The 20,377-nt window shown below is 32.2% G+C and carries 19 protein-coding genes and 1 pseudogene; 10 read left to right on the forward strand and 10 right to left on the reverse strand.

Annotated features, from left to right (window positions below):
• Positions 1-4: 4 nt before the first annotated feature.
• The gene (gene hemN, locus AMD28_RS01590) at positions 5-1,369 is read right to left on the reverse strand and encodes an oxygen-independent coproporphyrinogen III oxidase (protein WP_055442407.1); all 1,365 of its coding nucleotides are present in this window, start codon (positions 1,367-1,369) and stop codon (positions 5-7) included.
• A 153-nt stretch (positions 1,370-1,522) separates the two neighbouring features.
• Here hemN and AMD28_RS01595 point away from each other — a divergent pair, with 153 nt between their 5' ends.
• From AMD28_RS01595 to AMD28_RS01620, 6 genes are all read left to right on the forward strand, one after another.
• Positions 1,523-2,152 carry a YceI family protein gene (locus AMD28_RS01595; RefSeq protein ID WP_055442408.1) on the forward strand — a complete coding sequence of 210 codons (630 nt, stop codon included), beginning with the start codon at positions 1,523-1,525 and terminating at the stop codon, positions 2,150-2,152.
• Between the two features lie 82 nt (positions 2,153-2,234).
• Positions 2,235-2,789 (forward strand): superoxide dismutase family protein, encoded by a 555-nt coding sequence (locus tag AMD28_RS01600; protein WP_055442409.1) that lies wholly within the window; start codon positions 2,235-2,237, stop codon positions 2,787-2,789.
• Between the two features lie 910 nt (positions 2,790-3,699).
• Complete coding sequence (locus AMD28_RS01605; RefSeq protein WP_055442410.1) at positions 3,700-5,010, forward strand: hypothetical protein; 1,311 nt, start codon at positions 3,700-3,702, stop codon at positions 5,008-5,010.
• A 2-nt stretch (positions 5,011-5,012) separates the two neighbouring features.
• Positions 5,013-5,540 carry a hypothetical protein gene (locus tag AMD28_RS01610; protein WP_055442411.1) on the forward strand — a complete coding sequence of 176 codons (528 nt, stop codon included), beginning with the start codon at positions 5,013-5,015 and terminating at the stop codon, positions 5,538-5,540.
• Between the two features lie 12 nt (positions 5,541-5,552).
• Positions 5,553-6,515 (forward strand): DUF6175 family protein, encoded by a 963-nt coding sequence (locus AMD28_RS01615; protein WP_055442412.1) that lies wholly within the window; start codon positions 5,553-5,555, stop codon positions 6,513-6,515.
• Positions 6,516-6,528: 13 nt separating this feature from the next.
• Entirely contained in the window at positions 6,529-7,491 is a 963-nt protein-coding gene (locus tag AMD28_RS01620; RefSeq protein ID WP_055442413.1) for a hypothetical protein, read from the forward strand.
• Positions 7,492-7,828: 337 nt separating this feature from the next.
• Here AMD28_RS01620 and AMD28_RS19145 read toward each other — a convergent pair.
• Positions 7,829-7,912 (reverse strand): annotated as a pseudogene (locus AMD28_RS19145) (DUF4331 family protein); the annotation flags it as partial.
• Between the two features lie 239 nt (positions 7,913-8,151).
• Here AMD28_RS19145 and AMD28_RS01625 point away from each other — a divergent pair.
• Positions 8,152-9,327 carry an LETM1-related biofilm-associated protein gene (locus tag AMD28_RS01625; protein ID WP_055442414.1) on the forward strand — a complete coding sequence of 392 codons (1,176 nt, stop codon included), beginning with the start codon at positions 8,152-8,154 and terminating at the stop codon, positions 9,325-9,327.
• On the opposite strand, the gene AMD28_RS01630 is transcribed toward AMD28_RS01625, so the two are convergent.
• The 7 genes from AMD28_RS01630 to AMD28_RS01660 all read right to left on the reverse strand — a co-directional run bounded on the left by AMD28_RS01630 (position 9,324) and on the right by AMD28_RS01660 (position 16,137).
• Positions 9,324-10,277 carry a Fic family protein gene (locus tag AMD28_RS01630; protein ID WP_055442512.1) on the reverse strand — a complete coding sequence of 318 codons (954 nt, stop codon included), beginning with the start codon at positions 10,275-10,277 and terminating at the stop codon, positions 9,324-9,326. The genes AMD28_RS01625 and AMD28_RS01630 overlap by 4 nt on opposite strands.
• Positions 10,278-10,331: 54 nt before the next feature.
• Positions 10,332-11,087, reverse strand: coding sequence for a LytR/AlgR family response regulator transcription factor (locus tag AMD28_RS01635; RefSeq protein ID WP_055442415.1), 756 nt, complete (start codon positions 11,085-11,087; stop codon positions 10,332-10,334).
• Between the two features lie 138 nt (positions 11,088-11,225).
• Positions 11,226-11,567, reverse strand: coding sequence for a 2TM domain-containing protein (locus AMD28_RS01640; RefSeq protein ID WP_055442513.1), 342 nt, complete (start codon positions 11,565-11,567; stop codon positions 11,226-11,228).
• A gap of 11 nt (positions 11,568-11,578) precedes the next feature.
• Positions 11,579-11,896: a 2TM domain-containing protein gene (locus AMD28_RS01645; RefSeq protein ID WP_055442416.1), complete on the reverse strand. Its 318-nt coding sequence runs from the start codon at positions 11,894-11,896 to the stop codon at positions 11,579-11,581.
• 2 nt (positions 11,897-11,898) lie between these two features.
• Entirely contained in the window at positions 11,899-13,236 is a 1,338-nt protein-coding gene (locus AMD28_RS01650; protein WP_055442417.1) for a 2TM domain-containing protein, read from the reverse strand.
• A gap of 26 nt (positions 13,237-13,262) precedes the next feature.
• Entirely contained in the window at positions 13,263-13,886 is a 624-nt protein-coding gene (locus tag AMD28_RS01655) for a tetratricopeptide repeat protein (protein ID WP_055442418.1), read from the reverse strand.
• Positions 13,887-13,986: 100 nt separating this feature from the next.
• Positions 13,987-16,137 (reverse strand): TonB-dependent receptor, encoded by a 2,151-nt coding sequence (locus AMD28_RS01660; protein WP_055442419.1) that lies wholly within the window; start codon positions 16,135-16,137, stop codon positions 13,987-13,989.
• Positions 16,138-16,314: 177 nt separating this feature from the next.
• Between AMD28_RS01660 and AMD28_RS01665 the strand changes: the two genes are divergently transcribed.
• Positions 16,315-17,013, forward strand: a complete 699-nt coding sequence (locus AMD28_RS01665; RefSeq protein ID WP_152975512.1) for a hypothetical protein — start codon at positions 16,315-16,317, stop codon at positions 17,011-17,013.
• Positions 17,014-17,140: 127 nt separating this feature from the next.
• Here AMD28_RS01665 and AMD28_RS01670 read toward each other — a convergent pair whose 3' ends face one another.
• Entirely contained in the window at positions 17,141-17,875 is a 735-nt protein-coding gene (locus AMD28_RS01670) for an energy transducer TonB (RefSeq protein ID WP_055442421.1), read from the reverse strand.
• A gap of 226 nt (positions 17,876-18,101) precedes the next feature.
• Between AMD28_RS01670 and AMD28_RS01675 the strand changes: the two genes are divergently transcribed.
• Together AMD28_RS01675 and AMD28_RS01680 are read left to right on the forward strand one after the other, a co-directional pair.
• Positions 18,102-19,565, forward strand: a complete 1,464-nt coding sequence (locus AMD28_RS01675) for a flavin-containing monooxygenase (protein ID WP_055442422.1) — start codon at positions 18,102-18,104, stop codon at positions 19,563-19,565.
• A 202-nt stretch (positions 19,566-19,767) separates the two neighbouring features.
• Complete coding sequence (locus tag AMD28_RS01680) at positions 19,768-20,331, forward strand: TetR/AcrR family transcriptional regulator (RefSeq protein WP_055442423.1); 564 nt, start codon at positions 19,768-19,770, stop codon at positions 20,329-20,331.
• Positions 20,332-20,377: the final 46 nt, after the last annotated feature.

The raw sequence follows: 20,377 nt of genomic DNA on the forward strand, positions 1-20,377 counted from the left end.
GGTTTTAAATGGTCATTGAAAATAGTTGTGCTTCTGGCTTGTTACGTTGTAAAAGCAAATCGAAAGCCATACAAATATTTCTAACAAAGGGTTTTCCTTTTTCTGTTATTCTTATTTTATTGGAAAAGATTTCGACTAGCGCATCTTGTTCCATTTCTTTTAATTTTATTAATGTATCTGGCAACTCTGAAAAATAATTTTCTGTAGCTGACCATGAAGTTTCCAATTGACACATGAGATTTAAAATGTGTTTTCTAATCACTAAATCTTCTTCGTTTAAAATATGTCCGCGATACACCGGAATAATATCTTCTTCAATCAAATGGTAGTATTCTTCTAATCCTTTAACATTTTGTGCAAAACCGTACCAACTATCACTTATAGAAGAAACTCCAAGTCCTATCATAACCTGCGTTTTAGAAGCCGAATATCCCATAAAATTTCTATGCAGTTCTTTATTGGTTGTAGCTTGGTATAAGGCATCTGTTTGCAATGCAAAATGATCCATCCCAATTTCTACATAATCAGCTTGAAACAACATTTCTTTACCAAGCTCGTATTGGTTTCTTTTACTTTCTGGAGTTGGTAAATCGCTGTCTTTATATCCACGTTGCCCGTTTCCTTTAATCCAAGGTACATGTGCGTAACTATAAAAAGCAATTCTGTCTGGCTTTAATGATTTGGTTTTAGTAATGGTTTCTTCTACATGCGCTTCGGTTTGAAAAGGCAATCCGAAAATAATATCATGACTTATAGAAGTATAGCCAATTTCTCTAGCTGTTTCCGTAACTCGTTTTACATTTTCAAAAGGTTGTATTCTATGTATTGCCTTCTGAACGGTTTCATTATAATCTTGCACTCCAAAACTTACTCGTTTAAATCCTAAATCAAAAAGCGTTTGTAAATGCGCTCTGGTTGTATTGTTAGGATGCCCTTCAAAACTAAACTCATAATTTTTAGCAAGCGTAGCTTTACGCACAATACCTGTAATTAATCGCTCTAAATTTTGTGGTGTAAAAAAAGTTGGTGTTCCTCCTCCTAAATGTAATTCCTTGATATTTGGTTTCGTTTCTAAAAGATTACAATACAACTCCCATTCTTTTAAAACAGCTGTGATATAAGGCGATTCTACTTCGTGTCTTTTAGTAATTCGTTTATTACAACCACAAAAGGTACATAAGCTTTCGCAAAATGGTAAATGAATGTATAAACTCACACCTTCGGCATCATTACTTTCTTGAAAAGATTGTATTAATGAAGCCTTCCACTTCTTTAATGAGAAAGTGTCATTATTCCAATAAGGAACCGTAGGATAACTCGTGTAACGAGGTCCTGCAACATTATATTTACTAATTAAAGCGTTTGCCATACCTAAAATTTATACTTCAAAATTACATTGGTTAAACCATAAAAAATATGACATATATCATATTAATAAAAATGGATATAATTAAGATATTAGCTTGTACTTGCACGAACCCTTTTATCTACTTAACTTTACGGAAACATTTAAAAAATAATCATGAAAACCACAAAACTTTTAACAATATTAGCAGTAACTGCATTATTATTTACTTCCTGTAAAGAAGAAAAAAAAGAAACAGAAACAACAGCAATAACAACTACGGAAGCAACTAGCACTTTTATTATTAAACCAGAAGGAACCTCTGTAAAATGGACTGCATTTAAAACAACAGACAAAGTACCTGTTGGAGGAGAATTTGCAACCTTAAATTTTGAAAACAAATCTGGTGCTACTCCAGAAGAAGCTTTGAATAATTTAGAGTTCGCTATTCCTGTAAGTAGTTTATTTACAAAAGATGATACTAGAGACGCTAAATTAAAAGCCTCTTTCTTTGGAGCTATGTTAGATCCTGATTTAATAAAAGGTATCATCACCTATAATAATGGTAAATATGTAGCTGCTATAACTATGAATGGTGTTACTGCAGACTTACCTTTAGATTACAGTATTACCGAAGAAAGACGTGTAACTATGAAAGCTACCATGGATCTTAAAAACTGGAATGCTTTAAATGCTTTAGAAACATTAAATAAAGTTTGTTTGGATTTACATAAAGGAGCAGATGGTGTTAGTAAGACTTGGGAAGATGTAGAAATAGTTATTAGTACGTATTTACGCGATAAATAAATTATTTAAACCGTCTGTTTAATAATTTGTTATTACCTAAATATATTTTAACTTTAGTATTTAATCTAAAACCCGTTTAATAATGAAAAGAAGTAGTTTTTTTATTCTAGCATTAAGTGTCCTTTTTACAGTTGGTTGTAAAAAAGAAGTGAAACAAGAAACGGAAACTACCAAAGCCATGACCGCTAAAAAGGTGAAGATGAAGTTGGAACCCAAAAGCGATAGCAACGTTAAGGGTAATATCGCTTTTACGGAAGAAGATGGTAAAATTAGAATGGTTGCTATTATTGAAGGAATGGATCCAGGAACAACACACGCCATGCATATTCATGAAAAAGCAGATTGCTCTGCTGCAGATGGAACTTCTTCTGGAGGACATTGGAATCCAACTGCGCAACCTCACGGAAAATGGGGAGATGCCGCTGGATATCACAAAGGAGATATTGGTAATTTAACTGCACAAGAAAATGGTAGAGCATATTTAGAATTTTCTACAGAAGAATGGTGCTTAGGTTGTGGAGATCCAAATAAAGACATTTTAGGAAAAGCAATTATTGTTCATGCCGGAGCAGATGACTATGGTCAGCCAACAGGAAATGCTGGCGGACGCGTAAGTTGTGGAGGAATTATAGAATAAGAATAACCACATTTTTAAATAAAAAAAAAGCACAATTTTGTGCTTTTTTTTATTTAAAATATTTACTAAGATTTACATTAAATAAGACTAAATGCAATTAAACCTATTGGTTTCTAAATTTCAAGATAGTAACGAATAAACCTTTAAGAAATCACACAATATGTATAGTGACCGTATGCATAACTCTATTATCACATTTTAATCAAATGCTGTTCAAGTTGTTCCCCTAGTCCCTGCACTTATTAGTGCTTAAATTAAAAAGATTAATTATTGCAATACTGTTTGAGATAATTATAGTGTTCTTTTTTCTGTTTTATTTTTAGAGATTTCAAGATATCACCTTAGATATACCTCAAGTTCTATAAAGACAATTATTAAGTAATTCATGCTCACAAATACCTTCAACATCTATTATATTTTTCTCTAATTTCATCTTTACAAAACTATTTATCGATAATGGATTATCTAGAAATATAGCAATATTTTTTTGTGCAAAGCGAGCCTAATCCATCTATAACCTAAATTATCTGCTACTATATTTATAACGGAGACATAAAAAACGGGTTCCTTTATAAAAACATTTCCCTGATTTTCAACAAACTAAAATAAACATTTGATTAAAAACGGGTCCAATACGGGAAACCGTAAGGGATTTCCTATGAACTCTCTTTAATTTGCTATGCAACAAAATAAAGCCAAAACACCAAATGATATATTTTAAATACAATAAAATGAAGCGCTTTACAAGCTATAAAATCACTTTCAATTTAATCTTAAATCAAAAATAACTGTTCGTTTGTTCCATGCTATTTTGCTCTACCTCACTTTGCATAGGTTCTTCGCAAAATCTAAGTATAACAATCCCTAACTAATCCTATCCAAATACGTTATAAACAATTAAACAACAAAGATGAAAAACAAAAAAAACATTATTATTCTATCCCTATTAGTATGCGCTATCCAAGGAATATCGGCTCAAAAAACTAAAATACAAGAAAAAAAATACCAGAGAAGTTCCCTTCACAACGTTTTAGTGATAGGCGAAAGTTTCGAAAAGTCAGATTTAGTTGCTAAGTATTATGAAGCTTGGCCATTCCCTGATAAATATAATGATCAAAGAGTTGAATTAAATTCTTTTAACAGATCTGAATACACACTAACAGATGAAGAAAGAGAAGAACTAGGTATTAGCAAAAGTAAAACGAATGAAATGATTGGTAGCGCTTTATCTGATGCTGCCACTAATGCTACTTCTGGTGCTGTAACTGATAACTCAGAAGTACAGTATGAAATTGACAAATTTGTTAAAGCAAAAAAACTTCCTTTTGAATTGGTTTCTAAATGGTTTAATCTCGATCATTTTGGTGAAGAGAACTATAACCCAATGAAGCTTATTCAAGATAGAGGAATTTACAGTGCTAGTGCGCAAGAAATATCTGAAGCAAACACCACTAATAGAGGAACTAATGAACTTAAAAACTCTGGAAAATATTTAATAAAAAACACTTTTGTCGTTTTTACAAAAATGAATTTTGTTTCTAATGAACCAATAGCTTTAGCGGTTAAACAAACTGCTGATGCCGTAGCAAATGGATTATCATCTATGGCTAAAACTTTAGCTCTAAAAGCTTCTGAAAAAGCATATAATAAAACAAAAGAAGGATACTCGGTTTGGACTACAGCATGGTTATATCGTTTAGATTGGACAGACAAATCTTGGGCAGATTTAGCAAACCTAATTAAGACTAAAAAAAATGGTGAAGATGTAAGTTTTGCTACTTTGGATGTAAACTTTGAATTTATTGGAAAAGAAAATGCTAGAAGTCTAGTTACGTTTTCATTAAAAGAAAAAAGAACAGAAGAACAGATTATTGAATTGTCTACCATTCGAAACATTGATATGGTATATAGCAAACTTCAAAAAAAATATGATGTGTTTAAAACCAAGTCTCCAATATTAATTGAAGATGGTGAAATTTATTCTAAAATAGGTATGAAAGAAGGATTAGAAGGAGGCGAAAGCTTTGAGGTCCTTGAAGAGATATGGAACAACGAAACTAATGATGTAACATACAAGAAAATTGCAACTATTAAAGTGGACAAAAAGCAAATATGGGATAACCGCTATGGAGCTAATGAAGAAAAAGAATTAGGTAAAACTCTTTTTAAAGGAAAAGTAAAGAATTTAGCCTCAGGAATGTTAATCAGACAAATTCAATAATCATGAAAAAGACATTACTTTTTATTGCAATCTTATTTTTTACAGTTGGAACGACAAATGCCCAATCTAGAAGAAACAAGAAAAAAGCAGATACAGAAACGGCTAAATGGAATTATGATATTGAATGTATTGGAGAAGCGAAAGCAGGAGTATACACACTTAAAGTTTTTTCAATATTAAGAGATGAAAGTATTGCCAGAGTACAAGCTTCTAAAAACGCTGTTCATGCTGTTATATTTCAAGGAATTAATGCACAAGGTACCAAGTGTACCCAAAAACCAGCATTAGCAAGGTCTCCAAACTTAGAAACGGAATTTGAAGAATTTTTTAATGTTTTTTTTGAAAGTAAAGGCAAAAAAGACCTTAATAACTTTAGTAAATATGTTAACGTAATAGATGGTGTAACAGACAGAATAAAAGTAAGTAAAAAAGAATACAGAATTGGCACATTAGTTACTGTAAACGTTGCTCTTTTAAGAAAAACACTAGAAAATGAAAACATTATAAAATCACTGGATAGTGGTTTTTAAAACTAATATAAAATGAAATTAAAAAAACAAACATTAGTAATAATCATCACTCTATTAGCGGTAAACGTGTCGTTTTCTCAAGCTAAAAAACCAACTCTTATGGTAGTGCCAGCAGATACTTGGTGCTTTGAAAACGGATACACACAAACGATTAACAATCAAGGTGTGATTAAAGATATCCCATTGTACCAAATGGCACTTCAACGTAATAGTGATTTGGCCTTAGTGATTACTCAAATTAATGGTTTATTAAGTGAAAGAGGATTTAGCGCGAAAGACTTATCTGCAGAACTAAAGAAAGTAGAAGCTAAAGCCGCTGAACAAGAATTAAGAGCTTCAAAAAACACTGGAGCAGAAGTTTCTGAAACACCTGTTGACGCTCTTAAAAAAACAGCTAAAGCAGATATCATTCTTGAAATGAGTTGGGCAATTAATGATAATGGACTTGAAAAACAAGTTACTTTTATCTTAAGAGGTCTAGATGCTTATACAGGGAAACAAATAGCAGAAACTTCTGGTACAGGAGCTCCAGACTTTTCTAGTCCATTACCATTATTATTAGAAGAAGCTGTGAGTTCTAGAATTGACAAGTTTTTAGCAAGCTTACAAACTACTTTTGATGGATGGTTTGATAAAGGTAGAGAAGTTAATTTGGGAATTCGTGTTTGGGATGATTGGGAATACGATTTAGAATCTGAAGATTTTGGAAATGATGAATTAGGCTTTTTAATCGAAAATTGGTTAAATGACAACTGTGTAAATGGATCATACACAACTATGGATGCCGAGGCTACAATGATGAATTTTGAACAAGTTAGAATCCCTATGACTTATGAGAGAAATGGAAAAGTTAGAGGAATGGATGCCAGAACTTGGGCTAAAGGCTTAAGCGCTTATCTTAAAGATATGGGGATTATAAATAAATTAACTATTAGTGGATTAGGTGAAGCAACGCTTTATTTGGGCTCTAAATAATCAAACATTAACTATGAAATATTATTTAAATACATTAATTTTTTTTCTACTATTCTCCTATTCCTTTAGTCAGAATTCTTTAGGAAAAACAGATGATATAGGCAGAGTAAAGCTCTCTACTTATGTGTCTGATCAAATAGATGGTTTACCCGCTTCAGCTAAAAATTTATTAGAAAACAAGCTAAGCCAAATAACTTCAATAAATGGTTTGGGAGGAACGCGAAACTCTAGGTTTATAATAACTCCGAATGTCTCTCTATTATTCAAAGAAGTGCTTCCTGGACCACCAAGAAAAGTGGTAATCACTCTAGAAGTCTATTTTTATATTGGAGACGGAATTAAAGGAACGGTATTCTCTTCAGAAACTATAAAAGTAAAAGGTGTTGGAACAAGTGATACTAAAGCCTATATTTCAGCTATTAAACAAATTAAAGCAAGAAATCCAATTTTTAAAGATTTTGTTAATCAAGGTAAAACCGAGATTATAGAATTTTACAATTCTCAATGTGACTTTATCCTAAAAGATGCCGAAGTATCAAAAAGCCAAAAGGATTACGATGGCGCTATTTATAAACTTATGGAAATTCCACAAGTAACTAAGGAATGTTATGAAACTGCAATGAATGAAGTTGCTATTGTATATAAAGAAAAAATGGATTACGAGTGTCAGCTGCATGTAACTAATGCCAAAAATGCTTGGAATACTGGACTAGATACTAATTCTGCAAATTTAGCTTCTACTCATTTATCTCAAATAGATCCGGATTCTAAATGTTATGAAGAAGGAGTGAATTTATCTAAACTCATTGGAAAAAGAATTAAAGAGTTGGATCAAAGAGAATGGGATTTCAAAATGAAAAAATATGAAGACGAAGTAGAGAAAGAGAATAGCATAATTAAAGCAGCTAGAGATATTGGAGTTGCCAATGCTAAAAACCAACCAAAAGTTACTTACAACATAAGAAGCTGGTGGTAATAGATTTTAAATATCATTTTCAAGGTTTTGAAAATAAAAACAGATTCATAATTATATATGATACGTAATTGTTTGAAGTAATATAATTCGTTCTCTTGATTGTTTTTTAAGAGAACGAATTTTAGGTATTAATATACCGAGAGAATTTATATAGACAAAGACTTTCTTTTGGGTATAAAAACTACCGAAAACAAAATGGTCATCTATTCCATTGTGTTTTATCATAAATAGATTTTCCTAAATAAATTATTGTGTTCCCATTGTTTCAACATTGCTATGCAATCCTACAGTTGGTACAAAGAAATACATATTACCATCTCTTGCACATTATCTATTCTTGCCCTTGAAATGCGTAGAAATCTGTGATATCTGCTGTACCACTTGCAACTGCAGGAGCATCAATGTGATCTGCTGCTACCATAAAGAAACTAGCTATTGCTAAAGCTCCAATTTCAACAATATTTTTTATTTGTTTACTCACGCCATTAAAATTGTTCGTGAAAACTTTTAGTGTTTTTCATAATAAATGAGGTTTTTAGTTAATTAATTTTTGACTCTCAACCATACCTACGGAAAAAAGATAAAGTCGGTTTTAAAAAAGTTTAAATAGTTTTAGTTTGGCAGAAAAAATTATCTTTACACCAACCTAATAGGAAGACCATGAATCCATCGGCAAATGGCTGGATAAACAAACTACTAAAAACGCTAGAGAACAGTAATACTCTAGAGGAAGCTTCTAATAACGCCTTTTATTTAGCATTAAGAGAAAGCGGATTTATCTATGGAAATAACGTTACGATAGTTGAAAATTTATTGGATAAAAAAGATTTTACAAATGAAGAAATTTGTAAAACCAACCTATTCTTATCCTTATATTTCGCTTATAAAAAGCTAGATAATTCTGAAAACTTCATCGATAGCATTATAGAATTCTATACGCAAATTGAAGAATATAAAACCTCCTACTTTAAAGAACTTCTAGGAGAGAAAAAGTCGACCGGACTGTTAGAAAAAATAATTCATAAGCGTGTTTTAATTGAAGACAACCTCATCTCTAAAAGCTTCAATTATTTTATTACAAATGCACTACTATATATAGATGTACTTGCCTACAAGCATTATTTAAGAAATAAAACAATAACGGTAAACTATATAAAGAACTTAGAATCTGCACTAGAGACTATTGTTTTATGTGTTTTAAATGCGAAACAAACCAAGAGCGAGTATGACACTAGTTTAATTAAGCTATTTGAACAATCGCTACGCTATCAAAAGAAATATAATATTACGTATAGTCAAGCAATATCCTTTATCAAAAGCGAATTTGAAACGCAATACATTATAGATATGGCTTGCATGGCAACTTGGACAGACGCCTCTATTGATACTAAAGAACATGATTTTTTAAATCAGTTAGGAACAGATCTACAATTAGAACAGCAAACCGTTAACGAAGCTAAAGCCTCTATTTCGCTGTTTTTTAACACCTACAAAGATCAGATTGTATTACTTGGGTCTAAAAATATTGTAAAAACTTTTTACGATAATTCTAGTAAAATGGTAAGCAAGCTTATTTCTAGAAATAGCAAACGCTTGTATAAAGAATTAGGTGAAAGTAAAGAATTAGTAATGCTAATCTCGCAATCTACAGTTAGAGATCTTAGCGAAGAAGAACAAAAGAAAGTACAAAGTCAGTTATTAGATATCTTTAAATCGATACCTAGCTTGGCTATTTTTATACTTCCTGGTGGTGCATTATTACTGCCTTTAGTAATTAAGTTTATTCCTAAATTATTACCTAGTGCTTTTGATGATAATAGAATTGAAGAAGACTAACGTTTACGTTCTCTATTTACAATATAATTTAAAATAGCATCTTTAGTTGTATACCATACTCTTCCCTCTTTATGGGCATCAATTTTACCTTGTCTAGCCAATAAACTAACATACTCTTGACCATAAGGGACATCTGGTTCTTTAACAATAGTTGAAATTGCTTCGTAGTCTTGATCATTATTAGGAACAGCACTTAAATAAATATTTAAACTACGCTCCACAGCTTGACACACCAGTAACATAAGCTTATGATATTTACCTTTATTCGCTTGGTTTAAAGCTTCATAGTATTTTTTTCTATCTGTTGTTAAAATAATAGCAGGAGGAAAACCAACTTTCATTAAAAGTAAATTCATAGCAAGACGAACCGTTCTACCATTACCATCAAAGAAAGGATGAATATGTACAAACTGATGATGAAAAACCGTAGCTAACTCTATAGCGTTTAGCTGTAAAGGATTTTTATTCACAAAATCAACAAGATTATCCAGTAAATCTGGAACTTTACGTGCATTAGGCGGAATAAAATTTGCACCAGAAATACGAACAGAAGCATTGCGTAATCTACCAGCAAAATCATCTTCTATTACTCTTAATACCAAAGCGTGTAAAGATAATATGTCTTTACTAGTCATTTTGTAAGCAGGTTTTACCAAACCATACACGTACTTTATAGCATGTTCATGATTTTTTGCTTCAAAATGCTCACGCAAAGATTTACCTTTTACAGTAATACCTTCTTGTAAAACCATTTGTGTTTCGCGTAAGTTTAAAGTATTTCCTTCTATACTATTAGAGTTGTAGGTCCATTCTATTAGTAAAGATTCTCTAATACTATTTAAGGAAGCATTAGGTAAAGGCCTAGCCGCATTTAAAAGATTTAGCTTGTCTTGCAACCTTAAAAATGTAGTATTTAATTCTTCTCTATATGTTAATTGAAATGCTACCACACACAAATATACAAAATCGGATAGAGACTAAAAAGAATTTTGCCGATATTAAGATTACTCCAACCAGTTTTTAAAATCCTTAACGCGCTCTCTTGCAACAATTACTTCTTGTTCGTTAAAGGAATTTAATTTGATCTGTAAACGCGAATTGGTATAACTTACCATATCTTTTATGGCATGAATGTTAACAAAGAATTTTCTGTTTATTCGGAAAAAATGCTGTGGCTCTAATTCGTTTTCTAATTGTTCCAAAGTGGTATCTAGCAAATAGTTCCTTCCTTCTGTAGTATATAAATACGTGCCTTTATTTTCACTGTAGAAACATTCAATATCCTCAATATTAATAAGTTTTAAATGCTGCCCAACTTTTACTGAAAATCTTTTTTTGTATTCTCGTTCTATAGGATTCACTAATAGTTTTTTAATATCATCAAAATCTAAAGTAACCTTTTGTTGTTTTGGGATTCGCGTTTTGTACTTGGCAACTGCTTTGGCTAAATCTTCATCATCAATAGGTTTTAATAAATAATCGATACTATTTAATTTGAAGGCTTGCAAAGCGTATTCATCATAAGCAGTAGTGAAGATAACGGCAGATTGAATATCGATGCTTTCAAAAATCTCGAAGGATAATCCGTCACTTAACTGAATATCTAAAAAAATAAGATCTGGATGCGCATTATTTTGAAACCAAGCAATCGATTCTTCTACAGAATGCAACATAGTTTCTGCCTTTACTCCTAAAGTATCTAGCATACGTTGTAGGCGTCTTGCAGATGGTTTCTCGTCTTCTATAATTATGGTTGTCATACTTGTATTTGCGTTAGCGATTGAAACGTTATCCTTTTTATGTTATCCTTTCTGTTTTGGAAGGATAACATAAAAAGATTTAAGTGGAAAGCGCGACCCTTTGCAGCTTTTTAGCGGAAGAGGGTAACGCCCAAAAAATTATTCCCAATTTTGTTTTTCTTCTTTATCTATATATTCTTGCACCTTTTTATCTTCCCAGTTTTTACCTAAAAATACATTTTTACCAAAAACGCCCATAAAATGAAAAAAGATACCAATTCCCCAATAAAATACGGTAGAAAACACATTAAATGTCCAAAAATGGGCACTATCTACCGTTCTGGAAATCATAATTAGAATCATCATATTAATTACGATATAGGAAAGTAAATGCCAATAAAAACCTTTTAATTGACCAACACGCTTTTTGGCATTATCATAAGCTTCTTGCCCACTATATGCATTTTCGTTGCTAGATTCTAGGTTGTGGTTATTATTCATGCTTGTATTTTTTAATCCCATTGTTGGTGTTTTTCTTCCTTCTCCATAAACTTCTTAATCTTACGTTCTTCCCAATCACTACCAAAAACAAAGTTTGGTAAAAAAACAGAAAGGGCATGTATAATTATTGCAATTCCCCAAGTACCAAAGGTTATAAAATTACGTAACTGAAAATAACTTTCGCCAGGATCTAAATTTTGAATATTAATAAATACAAATATCAGATTTACTACAACATAAATCAATAAGTGCGTATAAAAGCCTTTTATTCTTTTTACTTGCTTTCTTGCGCGTTCTATACGTTCGTTATTAAAAGGTTTTGTATCCATAATTATCGCCATTTATTTTGTTGTTCTTCTCTTTCTAAAATCTCATTTATTTTACGCTCTTCCCATGTTTTACCATAACCAAATACGGTAAATGCATGAATAACGACACCCATTCCCCAGCCAAACATTGGAAACCAAAACCATTGAAAATTCCATGAAGTGGAATAGTTTATAAATATTAGAAATGGAATAACCAGACAATAGGAAGTTAGGTTGCCATAAAAACCTTTGATTTCTTCTACGCGTTTTTTTGCTCTATAATAAGCGTCTTCTTTAGTGTTTGTATTTATACGTTCCATACTTGTGATTTGTTTAGTCAGCATTGGTATTGCAACTGCAAAACGGTTTGCATCCTGATTGATGTTTACTTTTTTGGTAGTTAATAATTGGTAACGTTGTGTAATATTATTTAAACCAACACCACTACTCTTTTTTACTATTTGCTTGATTTGCAAATTATTCTCTACGATTAGATTTCCATTTTCTTCATATATTTTTATATGTAATGGTTTACTAGAGGTAACTATATTATGCTTTACTGCGTTTTCTAATAATAGCTGTAACGATAATGGTACTACTTTAGATTCTGGGTTTGTTGCTTGTTCTGGAATTTCAAAAACAATGCTATCTTCGAATCGCATTTTTAAAAGTGACATATAGGTTTTAGCAAAGGCTAATTCTTCGTCAACGGTAACTAAATCTTTATTTTTCTGTTCTAACACATAACGATATACTTTAGATAGCGATGTGGTAAACTTTTGTGCGTTATCTGGATTTTCTTCAATTAGACTCGTTAATACATTTAAACTATTAAATAGAAAATGTGGATCTAACTGATTTTTTAAAGCATCAAACTTCGCGCTTGCCGTTCCTGCAATTACCTTTTGTTCTTTTACTTTTTCTTGTTGTAATTTGGCGAAAAAATAAAAGGCATGAAATGTAATAACAATGGATAGTGTAATCCAAATACCAAAAGAATAATTTCTCCAACTTTCTTTGGCTATAAAAGCTTCAAAAGTAGTCCCATCATAAACCAGAGCTGTAAGTACTCGTAGTATAAATAAACCAATAATGGTTATTATGATAGAACCTACAATTCCTATGATAACGCGTTTAATACTTACGCCATTTTTGGTTTCCCAAGTCTTTTTCTCTAAGTAGTTAAAATAATACATATTAGAATAGCCTAACACAAATGCATATAGCTGATAAAAGCTAAAATTGATTAAAAATGCATTGGTACTTTTAAAGGCAAATCCGTTATAAAAAGCATTTCCTATTACAAATACGATGCAACCAATAGCAAAGGTGATTAGTATATTTTTTATGTATGCATTCATAAGGTTAGGTCTCTATTCTTAAACTATTATTTACAGCTTGTTATAATTTCTTGGGCGCGTTCTCTTCCCCAATTTGGATGAAATTCTGTTTCTGGTTTAAAGGTAGCAAAAAGTTCTAAAGCTCTTTCTACTTCTTTACAAAATGGTTTGATGTCTGTACCAAAATAACGTGCGCCACCAATATTCCAGTCTGCTTTGTTTAAAACGACTCTTGGGTTATTTGGTGCTAATTTTTCTGCTTGTGCATATAGCGACATTACTTTACCCGAAAGCGTCATACCATAAGTTGCACCATCACTTGCTACATATACTGTGTACAATATGGCTTGCATTACCATAATTTCCGGATTGTCTTTAGAGATTGCTGTGGCATCATTTAAAAAATTTTGCGCTTGGTCCAGTTGTGCTTTTAAAGCATCTGCATCTTGCATTTTACTAAAGCCATCTAAAATTAAAGTTTCCGCTGCATAATAAGGAGGCAACCAATTATCTGGTTCTGCTTTTGCGATGCGTTCAAAAAGTTGCGAAGCTTCTATAGGATTCGTTTTCCAAAGGTCTAATGCTTTATGCATGCCTTGTTCGTATTTGGTTTGTGCTGTAGCAACGATACTTGTGATTAATAAAGTTACGATGAGGATTAGATGTTTCATTTTTATTATGGTTTTTATTGTTATACAAATATCTATGGAATCTACTTGTTTTAAAAAAGCGTTCTACCGAACTGTTATAATTTTAGGATAGACCGTCGGTTTACAAATTATCTAGCTGATTATCCGTTCCTTTTTCACTGATGGTCCAGAAGAATCCAACAAAAAAGAATTGATCGGTTGCAGGACGTAAACTTCTACTTGCAAAATTCCCATTACTGTCTGGTGTATTTGCAAATTGATACCCGTTTACATTTTTAAAACCTAGTGCATTGTTTACCGATAGATACAGTATTTTTTGTGGTGATATTAAATATGCCCAGTTAAGACTTAAACTATTGTACGCTTTGGTTTTCTGGTCTAAAAAACCTGTTGTATTCGGATTGGTATACGTTCTACCAGAAGCTAAAGCATAACTCATTCCTACTTGACTTTTCCATTTGTCAATCCAATATTTACCAACCACAGAAAGATTATGTGTATTCGCAAAATTTGGCTGTGCAGATTTAGAATAGTTCTGATAGTTTCTCTCACTATCTAAAAACGAATAACTCACCCAATAATCTACATTTTTAATACTATTGCTATCGCGCCAAAACAAATCGATTCCTTTTGCAAAACCATAGCCTTTGTTGTTATAATTACTATCAAAGCTGGCAAAATCGCTATCGTATTTCACTAATTGATCATAATCTTTATAATAGGCTTCTGCGCGAAATAATTGCTTTTTACCATTATACTGATAGTTTAAAATATAATGTGAAGTCTGCTGTGCTTGTAAATCTTGTTCAAACTTTAAGATGCTACTATTTGGGTTCTGATAAAAATCGCCATAGGCTAAAGAAACCTGACTCTTATTGGAAGTTTTATACGCCATAGAAACTCTTGGTGAAAGTGTTACTTCATCAAATAATGCGCTATGTTCTAATCGCAAACCAGCTTTTAAGGCTAGTTTTCTAGAAAAGAAAATATCTGCTTCTGTAAATGCTGCACTAATATTATTGTTAAATCCGTAAGCCACTTTAGGAGTAAACGTATCTTGATAATTTTCGTTAAAATCTGTTGCTAAATATTCTGCACCAAAGTTTAATTTGAAACGATTATTAAATCTATGTTTCAGTTTCACTTTAGCATGAAAAGAGTTTTCGGTATCTTTAATACCGGCAGCATCAATGTTTATTTTGTCGTTGGCAAGTGTATAACTCATTCCTGTTTCTAAAGTCCAAGAATCGCTTAACATTCCTTTATAGGAACCATTAAAGTACAAGTTGCTATTTTTCAGTTTAAAATGAACACCTTCCGAAGCATGGATATCTTCCTGCGTCAATTCAAAATTAGTAGCTTCGAAAGCAGTATATAATTTTAGCATACCGTTATTTGTTTTCTGACGAAAAACAGCCTCACCAGAAGCAACTTCGGCAGGTTTCTTCCAATCGTTTCTACTTTTAAAAACAGCATTATAAGGCGCCAAATTAATATAGGAAGCATTTACACTTAAGGAATTGTTTTTCCATTTTTGTGTATTACCAAGAGATGCTCCAAGTGTCATAATACCGATATTTGTTTTTTCTTGATCTGGTTCTCCTGTAGTATTTAAAAGCAAAACACTAGATAATGCTTGTCCGTATTCTGCCGAATATCCTCCAGTTGAAAAAGTAATACCATCAAACAAAAACGGGGAATAGCGTCCGCGAGTTGGTGTATTATTGGTCGTTGGACTATACGGTGTAAAGACTTTGATACCATCAATAAAGATCTGTGTTTCTTCGGCTTCACCTCCACGAACAAAAAGTCTACCATCTTCGGCAACCGTTGTAGTTCCTGGTAAGGTTTGCAAGGCACCAACAAAATCACCCAAAGCACTTGCTGTGGTTACTACGTCTAAAGGTTTTAGTGCATTTACTTTCGAGTTATCTCCTGCAGAAAACGTTCCAGCAGAAAGAACCACAGTATCTAGAGAATTCACATCTTCCCGAAGTTGGATTTTTAAATCTTTCATATACGAAATATCGCCAAGCATGGTGTAGGTTTCAAAACCGACAAAAGACACCAGTAAGTTTTGCGTTCCAGTTTCTTCCGTTTTAAAGGAAAATGCCCCTTTCGCATTGGTTGTTCCGCCGTCGTACGTACCTTCTAAATATACATTGGCTTGTACTATCGGATTATTTTTAGCATCTGTAACTATTCCGCTAATGGTTTGCGCAGAAAGCGAAAGACTACATAAAAAGCTAAAAATCAAGATTGTATTTTTCATAATTCGTATTGGTTGCTGGTTGGATACTGCAAATATGAAACAGAAAGCAATTCCTAGAAATTAAAACCTACCGAATTGTAGAATAACCCTTCTGAGATGTAGCACAATAAAAATAAGTACAACTACGTATTTTTTTTACTAGATAAAATGTCTAATTTTAAAAAAACAATAAAAGGTATGTCACAGGAACAAGGACACGAAAATCCGCAATTAATATCGTACAATCTTTTACGCCAGCTCATTGGTCTTTTAGGTATTATATTACCTATTTTATTAATAGTTGGTGCTTTTTATTATGGCAATTGTGAGATTGTACAAAGTTCTATAAGTGATTATTACCATACCAAAATGCGCAACATATTAGTCGGTGTTTTATGTGCAGTTGCCTTTTTTATGTTTACCTATAAAGGCTATGATATTAGAGATAGTATTGCAGGAAACCTAGCTTGTGTTTTCGCGCTTGGAGTTGCCTTTTTCCCTACTGGAGTAGATACCCTTTCGGAATGTGCCGAACAATGTATTGTGTATGAACCATGGATAAAAGCCGTGCATTTTACTTTTGCAGGATTGTTTTTTGGGGTACTTATCTATTTTTCCTTATTTCTGTTTACAGAATCTAAAACCCCTAAAGCGGAATTAGAAGCGCATAAAAGAAAACGAAATGTCATTTTTAAAACTTGTGGTTATGTTATGATTGCCTGTGTGGCTTTCATTGCTTTATACTTTTTCTACTTACAAGAAAAGTTTCCAGAACTACAATATCTGAACCCTGTGTTTTGGTTAGAGAGTATTGCACTTTGGGCCTTTGGTATTTCTTGGATTACAAAAGGCGAACTGATTTTTTCCGATAAACATAAAAAAGAAGAACAGCAATAAGTCACCTATTATTTGAATCGTTTTAAAAACGATTATCCAATTAACAAGACTCGGTTTTCCTCCTATTAAAAAAACAAAGAAAAAACAAAGCATTCTTAAGTCCTACTTTATGGTTTAGTAAGTAAAATTATTCATCTATCTTAAAAGTTATAGGAATAGAATACGGAACATTAACGGGTCTATTGCGTTGCATACCAGGAGTCATTTTTGGTAAGGCGTCAATTATTCTACTAGCCTCGGTTTCTAAATACTTATCTGGACCTCGAGTTCTAATATTGCTAATGTATCCTTTACTATCTACAATAAACATCACATAGACTTTACCCTGCACCCCTAACTCTTGCGCTTGTACTGGGTATTTAAATGTTTTTTTTACATGCGCTAAAACTTTATCATTAAAGCATTTTTTTAGTTCTGCATTATTTCCTGTACAGCCCGGAAAAACAGGAACATTTTCAACCACTGCAAATGCTACCTCAATCTCCTCTTCTACTTCTTCTACAGCAATAACATCTTCAATTTTTACAATTTCCTGTTTTTCAATATACTCTTCTTGACTTGTTTCGCTACTCTCCATAACGGTTTCTTCCACATCTTTTTTATCTTCTACAACCGTAATTATTTCTGGTGTTGCAAGCTCTACTGGAGGAGGTGGTGGTGGCGGCGTGTTTACATTGGTAATAGGTATATCTTCTTCTATCTCCTGAGCAATTTCTACATAGTCTTTTTTTACCGCTTCTCTTTCATAGGTTTTTTGCTCCAAAGCTTGCCAAGTTAATAAGAGCATCAAATTAATTCCGAGAAGAAAATAAATACCGCTATTTCTTCCGACATCTATTTTTGGGTTTTTCTTTGGTTTCATGACCTTAAAATTTATAGTAATTAAAGTACTACTCTTTTTAATGAAATACTATGATAAATATCAGTTTTCACAACTTAAAAAACTGACTTACAAACAACTAAAAGTAAATAGTGATTTTACATAAATACACTGAAATCCGTAATATGATGTACTTTATTGTTGCCTAATTATTTCTACACTATATTTAAGTAATAATAATTCGCAAACCTTTAAGATAAAAGTAGCTATGACTAATAAAAAATTCGACATTATTATTGTTGGTGCAGGAATTTCAGGAATTGGTATGGCATATTGGTTACAGAAAAAATGTCCGACCAAAAAAATTGCAATTTTAGAAGCTCGAGATTCTATTGGTGGTACTTGGTCTTTATTTCAATATCCTGGAGTTCGATCGGATTCTGACATGTTCACTTTTGGCTATAAATTTAAACCTTGGACCAATCCGCAATCCTTATCCAGTGGCGAAGGAATTTTAAAATATTTAAAGGAAACGATTCAGGAAAATGATTTAGAAAAATACATTATCTATAATCATAAAATGACAAGTTCCAATTGGTCTGACCAGACAAAAACGTGGACACTTCAGGTAGAAACTCAAAAAGGGAACCAAGAAATAGCATGTAATTTTTTAAGTATTTGTACAGGATATTATGATTATAAAGAAGCGTATAAACCTACTTTTAAAGGCGAAGAAAGCTTTAAAGGAAAAATAGTACAACCGCAATTTTGGCCAAAGGATTTAGATTATAAAGACAAAAAAATAGTAGTCATAGGAAGTGGAGCAACTGCTGTAACCTTGCTACCCGCATTAGCAAATCATGGAGCAGCACAGGTTACCATGCTGCAGCGTTCTCCTACCTATGTCATGAATTTACCTAATTACAACGAAATGTTTCTTCGTTTACAGAAATACCTTCCGTTTAAATGGGCGTACAAACTAACGCGATGGAAAAACATTCTTCTATCCATGTTTCTTTTTGGCGTTTCTAAATTGTTTCCTAAATGGATGAAAGGAAAAATAATAGAAGGAGCAGCAAAACAACTTCCGAAAGGATATCCTGTAGAAAAACACTTTAATCCTAAATATAATCCTTGGGAACAACGCCTTTGTGTCATTCCGGATGGCGATTTATTTAAATCTATAAAAGCGGGAAAAGCCTCAGTAGAAACAGCTAGCATTTCTCATTTTACAGAAAATGGTATTGCGTTAGATTCTGGTAAAACTCTAGAAGCAGATATTATTGTTCTTGCTACAGGATTAAAAATGCAACTACTTGGTGGTTCCCAAATGAGTATTAATAATAAACCTGTGGAAACGAGCCAAACCATGGTTTATAAAGGAATGCTATTTAGCGGGATACCAAATTTAATTTATGCTTTTGGTTATACCAACAACTCTTGGACGCTTAAAGTTGATTTAACCGCAAACTATTTATGTAAGCTTATTAATTATATGGATAGAAAAAAATACGATGTGGTTATAGCAGAAAATCAAAATTCTGGATCGGAAGAAGCATTTTTAAACCTAAGTTCTGGTTATATACAAAGAGCTAAAAATATACTCCCAAAACAAGGAAAGAAAAGACCTTGGCGTGTCTATCAAAATTATGTGATGGATATGCTAACTACTAGATTTGGATCTATTTCGGATAGCGCTTTGAAGTTTAAATCTGCTAATAAAAAAATATAGAGTTCTATATATACCTCTTTTTATACCTTCTCTTTTTAGCATTTATATTGTGGAATAATTGGGCTTGTTTATAGCTTGAAAAAGACTAATTCCGTGTATCCAGTATATCGTTCACAGAAACAAGAATCATACCTTGAACATTAGACAATATTAGATACAAGACAGACCTGTCTTATTTTAAAATGTTTTGTATATTTGTTGAGTGAAACACTCCGAAATAAAAAACAGAATCATTGAAACAGCTTCATCCTTATTTTATAAGAATGGCTATAATTCTACCGGAATAAATGAAATTATTTCCGAAGCAGGTATTGCTAAATCGACACTCTATGCGCATTTTAGATCTAAAGAAGATATCTGTATTGCGTTTCTACATTTTAAAGACACAGACTTTAATAAAAATATGGAAGAATTTACGGCTTCCAAACCTAAAGGGAAATCCCAAATACTAGCTATTTTTGGTTTTCTTGAATTATTCTATCATACCGAAGATTTTAATGGTTGTTGGTCCATCAAAACCGTTTCAGAAATCTCAGGAGATAATGAAAAAATTAGAAGCGCAATACAAGAGCAAAAAAACAAGTTTATTCAATTTATTTCGAAACTGATAACAAATAATTTAGACCATATTAAAGAAGGAGAAATCAATTCACTATCTCGAAAAATATATTTACTCTACGAAGGAGCAGTAGTCGAAAGTAATTTACATCAAGCAGATTGGCCTATTAAGGAAGCAAAGGATTTGTGTTCTATATTATTAAAATAAAAAAAATCACTTCCATAAGGACAGACTAAAATCAATCTGTCCATTA

Origin of the sequence: Lacinutrix himadriensis (assembly GCF_001418105.1) — a bacterium.
Lineage (GTDB): Bacteria > Bacteroidota > Bacteroidia > Flavobacteriales > Flavobacteriaceae > Oceanihabitans > Oceanihabitans himadriense.

Excerpts from the sequence above, each read along its gene's own strand:
- AMD28_RS01640 (WP_055442513.1), bottom strand. The coding sequence starts at position 11,567 with ATGAATAATAACCACAACCTAGAATCTAGCAACGAAAATGCATATAGT.
- AMD28_RS01620 (WP_055442413.1), top strand. The coding sequence starts at position 6,529 with ATGAAATATTATTTAAATACATTAATTTTTTTTCTACTATTCTCCTAT.
- AMD28_RS01625 (WP_055442414.1), top strand. The coding sequence starts at position 8,152 with ATGAATCCATCGGCAAATGGCTGGATAAACAAACTACTAAAAACGCTA.
- AMD28_RS01665 (WP_152975512.1), top strand. The coding sequence starts at position 16,315 with ATGTCACAGGAACAAGGACACGAAAATCCGCAATTAATATCGTACAAT.
- AMD28_RS01605 (WP_055442410.1), top strand. The coding sequence starts at position 3,700 with ATGAAAAACAAAAAAAACATTATTATTCTATCCCTATTAGTATGCGCT.
- AMD28_RS01650 (WP_055442417.1), bottom strand. The coding sequence starts at position 13,236 with ATGAATGCATACATAAAAAATATACTAATCACCTTTGCTATTGGTTGC.
- AMD28_RS01645 (WP_055442416.1), bottom strand. The coding sequence starts at position 11,896 with ATGGATACAAAACCTTTTAATAACGAACGTATAGAACGCGCAAGAAAG.
- AMD28_RS01610 (WP_055442411.1), top strand. The coding sequence starts at position 5,013 with ATGAAAAAGACATTACTTTTTATTGCAATCTTATTTTTTACAGTTGGA.
- AMD28_RS01635 (WP_055442415.1), bottom strand. The coding sequence starts at position 11,087 with ATGACAACCATAATTATAGAAGACGAGAAACCATCTGCAAGACGCCTA.
- AMD28_RS01660 (WP_055442419.1), bottom strand. The coding sequence starts at position 16,137 with ATGAAAAATACAATCTTGATTTTTAGCTTTTTATGTAGTCTTTCGCTT.
- hemN (WP_055442407.1), bottom strand. The coding sequence starts at position 1,369 with ATGGCAAACGCTTTAATTAGTAAATATAATGTTGCAGGACCTCGTTAC.
- AMD28_RS01675 (WP_055442422.1), top strand. The coding sequence starts at position 18,102 with ATGACTAATAAAAAATTCGACATTATTATTGTTGGTGCAGGAATTTCA.
- AMD28_RS01615 (WP_055442412.1), top strand. The coding sequence starts at position 5,553 with ATGAAATTAAAAAAACAAACATTAGTAATAATCATCACTCTATTAGCG.
- AMD28_RS01595 (WP_055442408.1), top strand. The coding sequence starts at position 1,523 with ATGAAAACCACAAAACTTTTAACAATATTAGCAGTAACTGCATTATTA.
- AMD28_RS01655 (WP_055442418.1), bottom strand. The coding sequence starts at position 13,886 with ATGAAACATCTAATCCTCATCGTAACTTTATTAATCACAAGTATCGTT.
- AMD28_RS01600 (WP_055442409.1), top strand. The coding sequence starts at position 2,235 with ATGAAAAGAAGTAGTTTTTTTATTCTAGCATTAAGTGTCCTTTTTACA.
- AMD28_RS01670 (WP_055442421.1), bottom strand. The coding sequence starts at position 17,875 with ATGAAACCAAAGAAAAACCCAAAAATAGATGTCGGAAGAAATAGCGGT.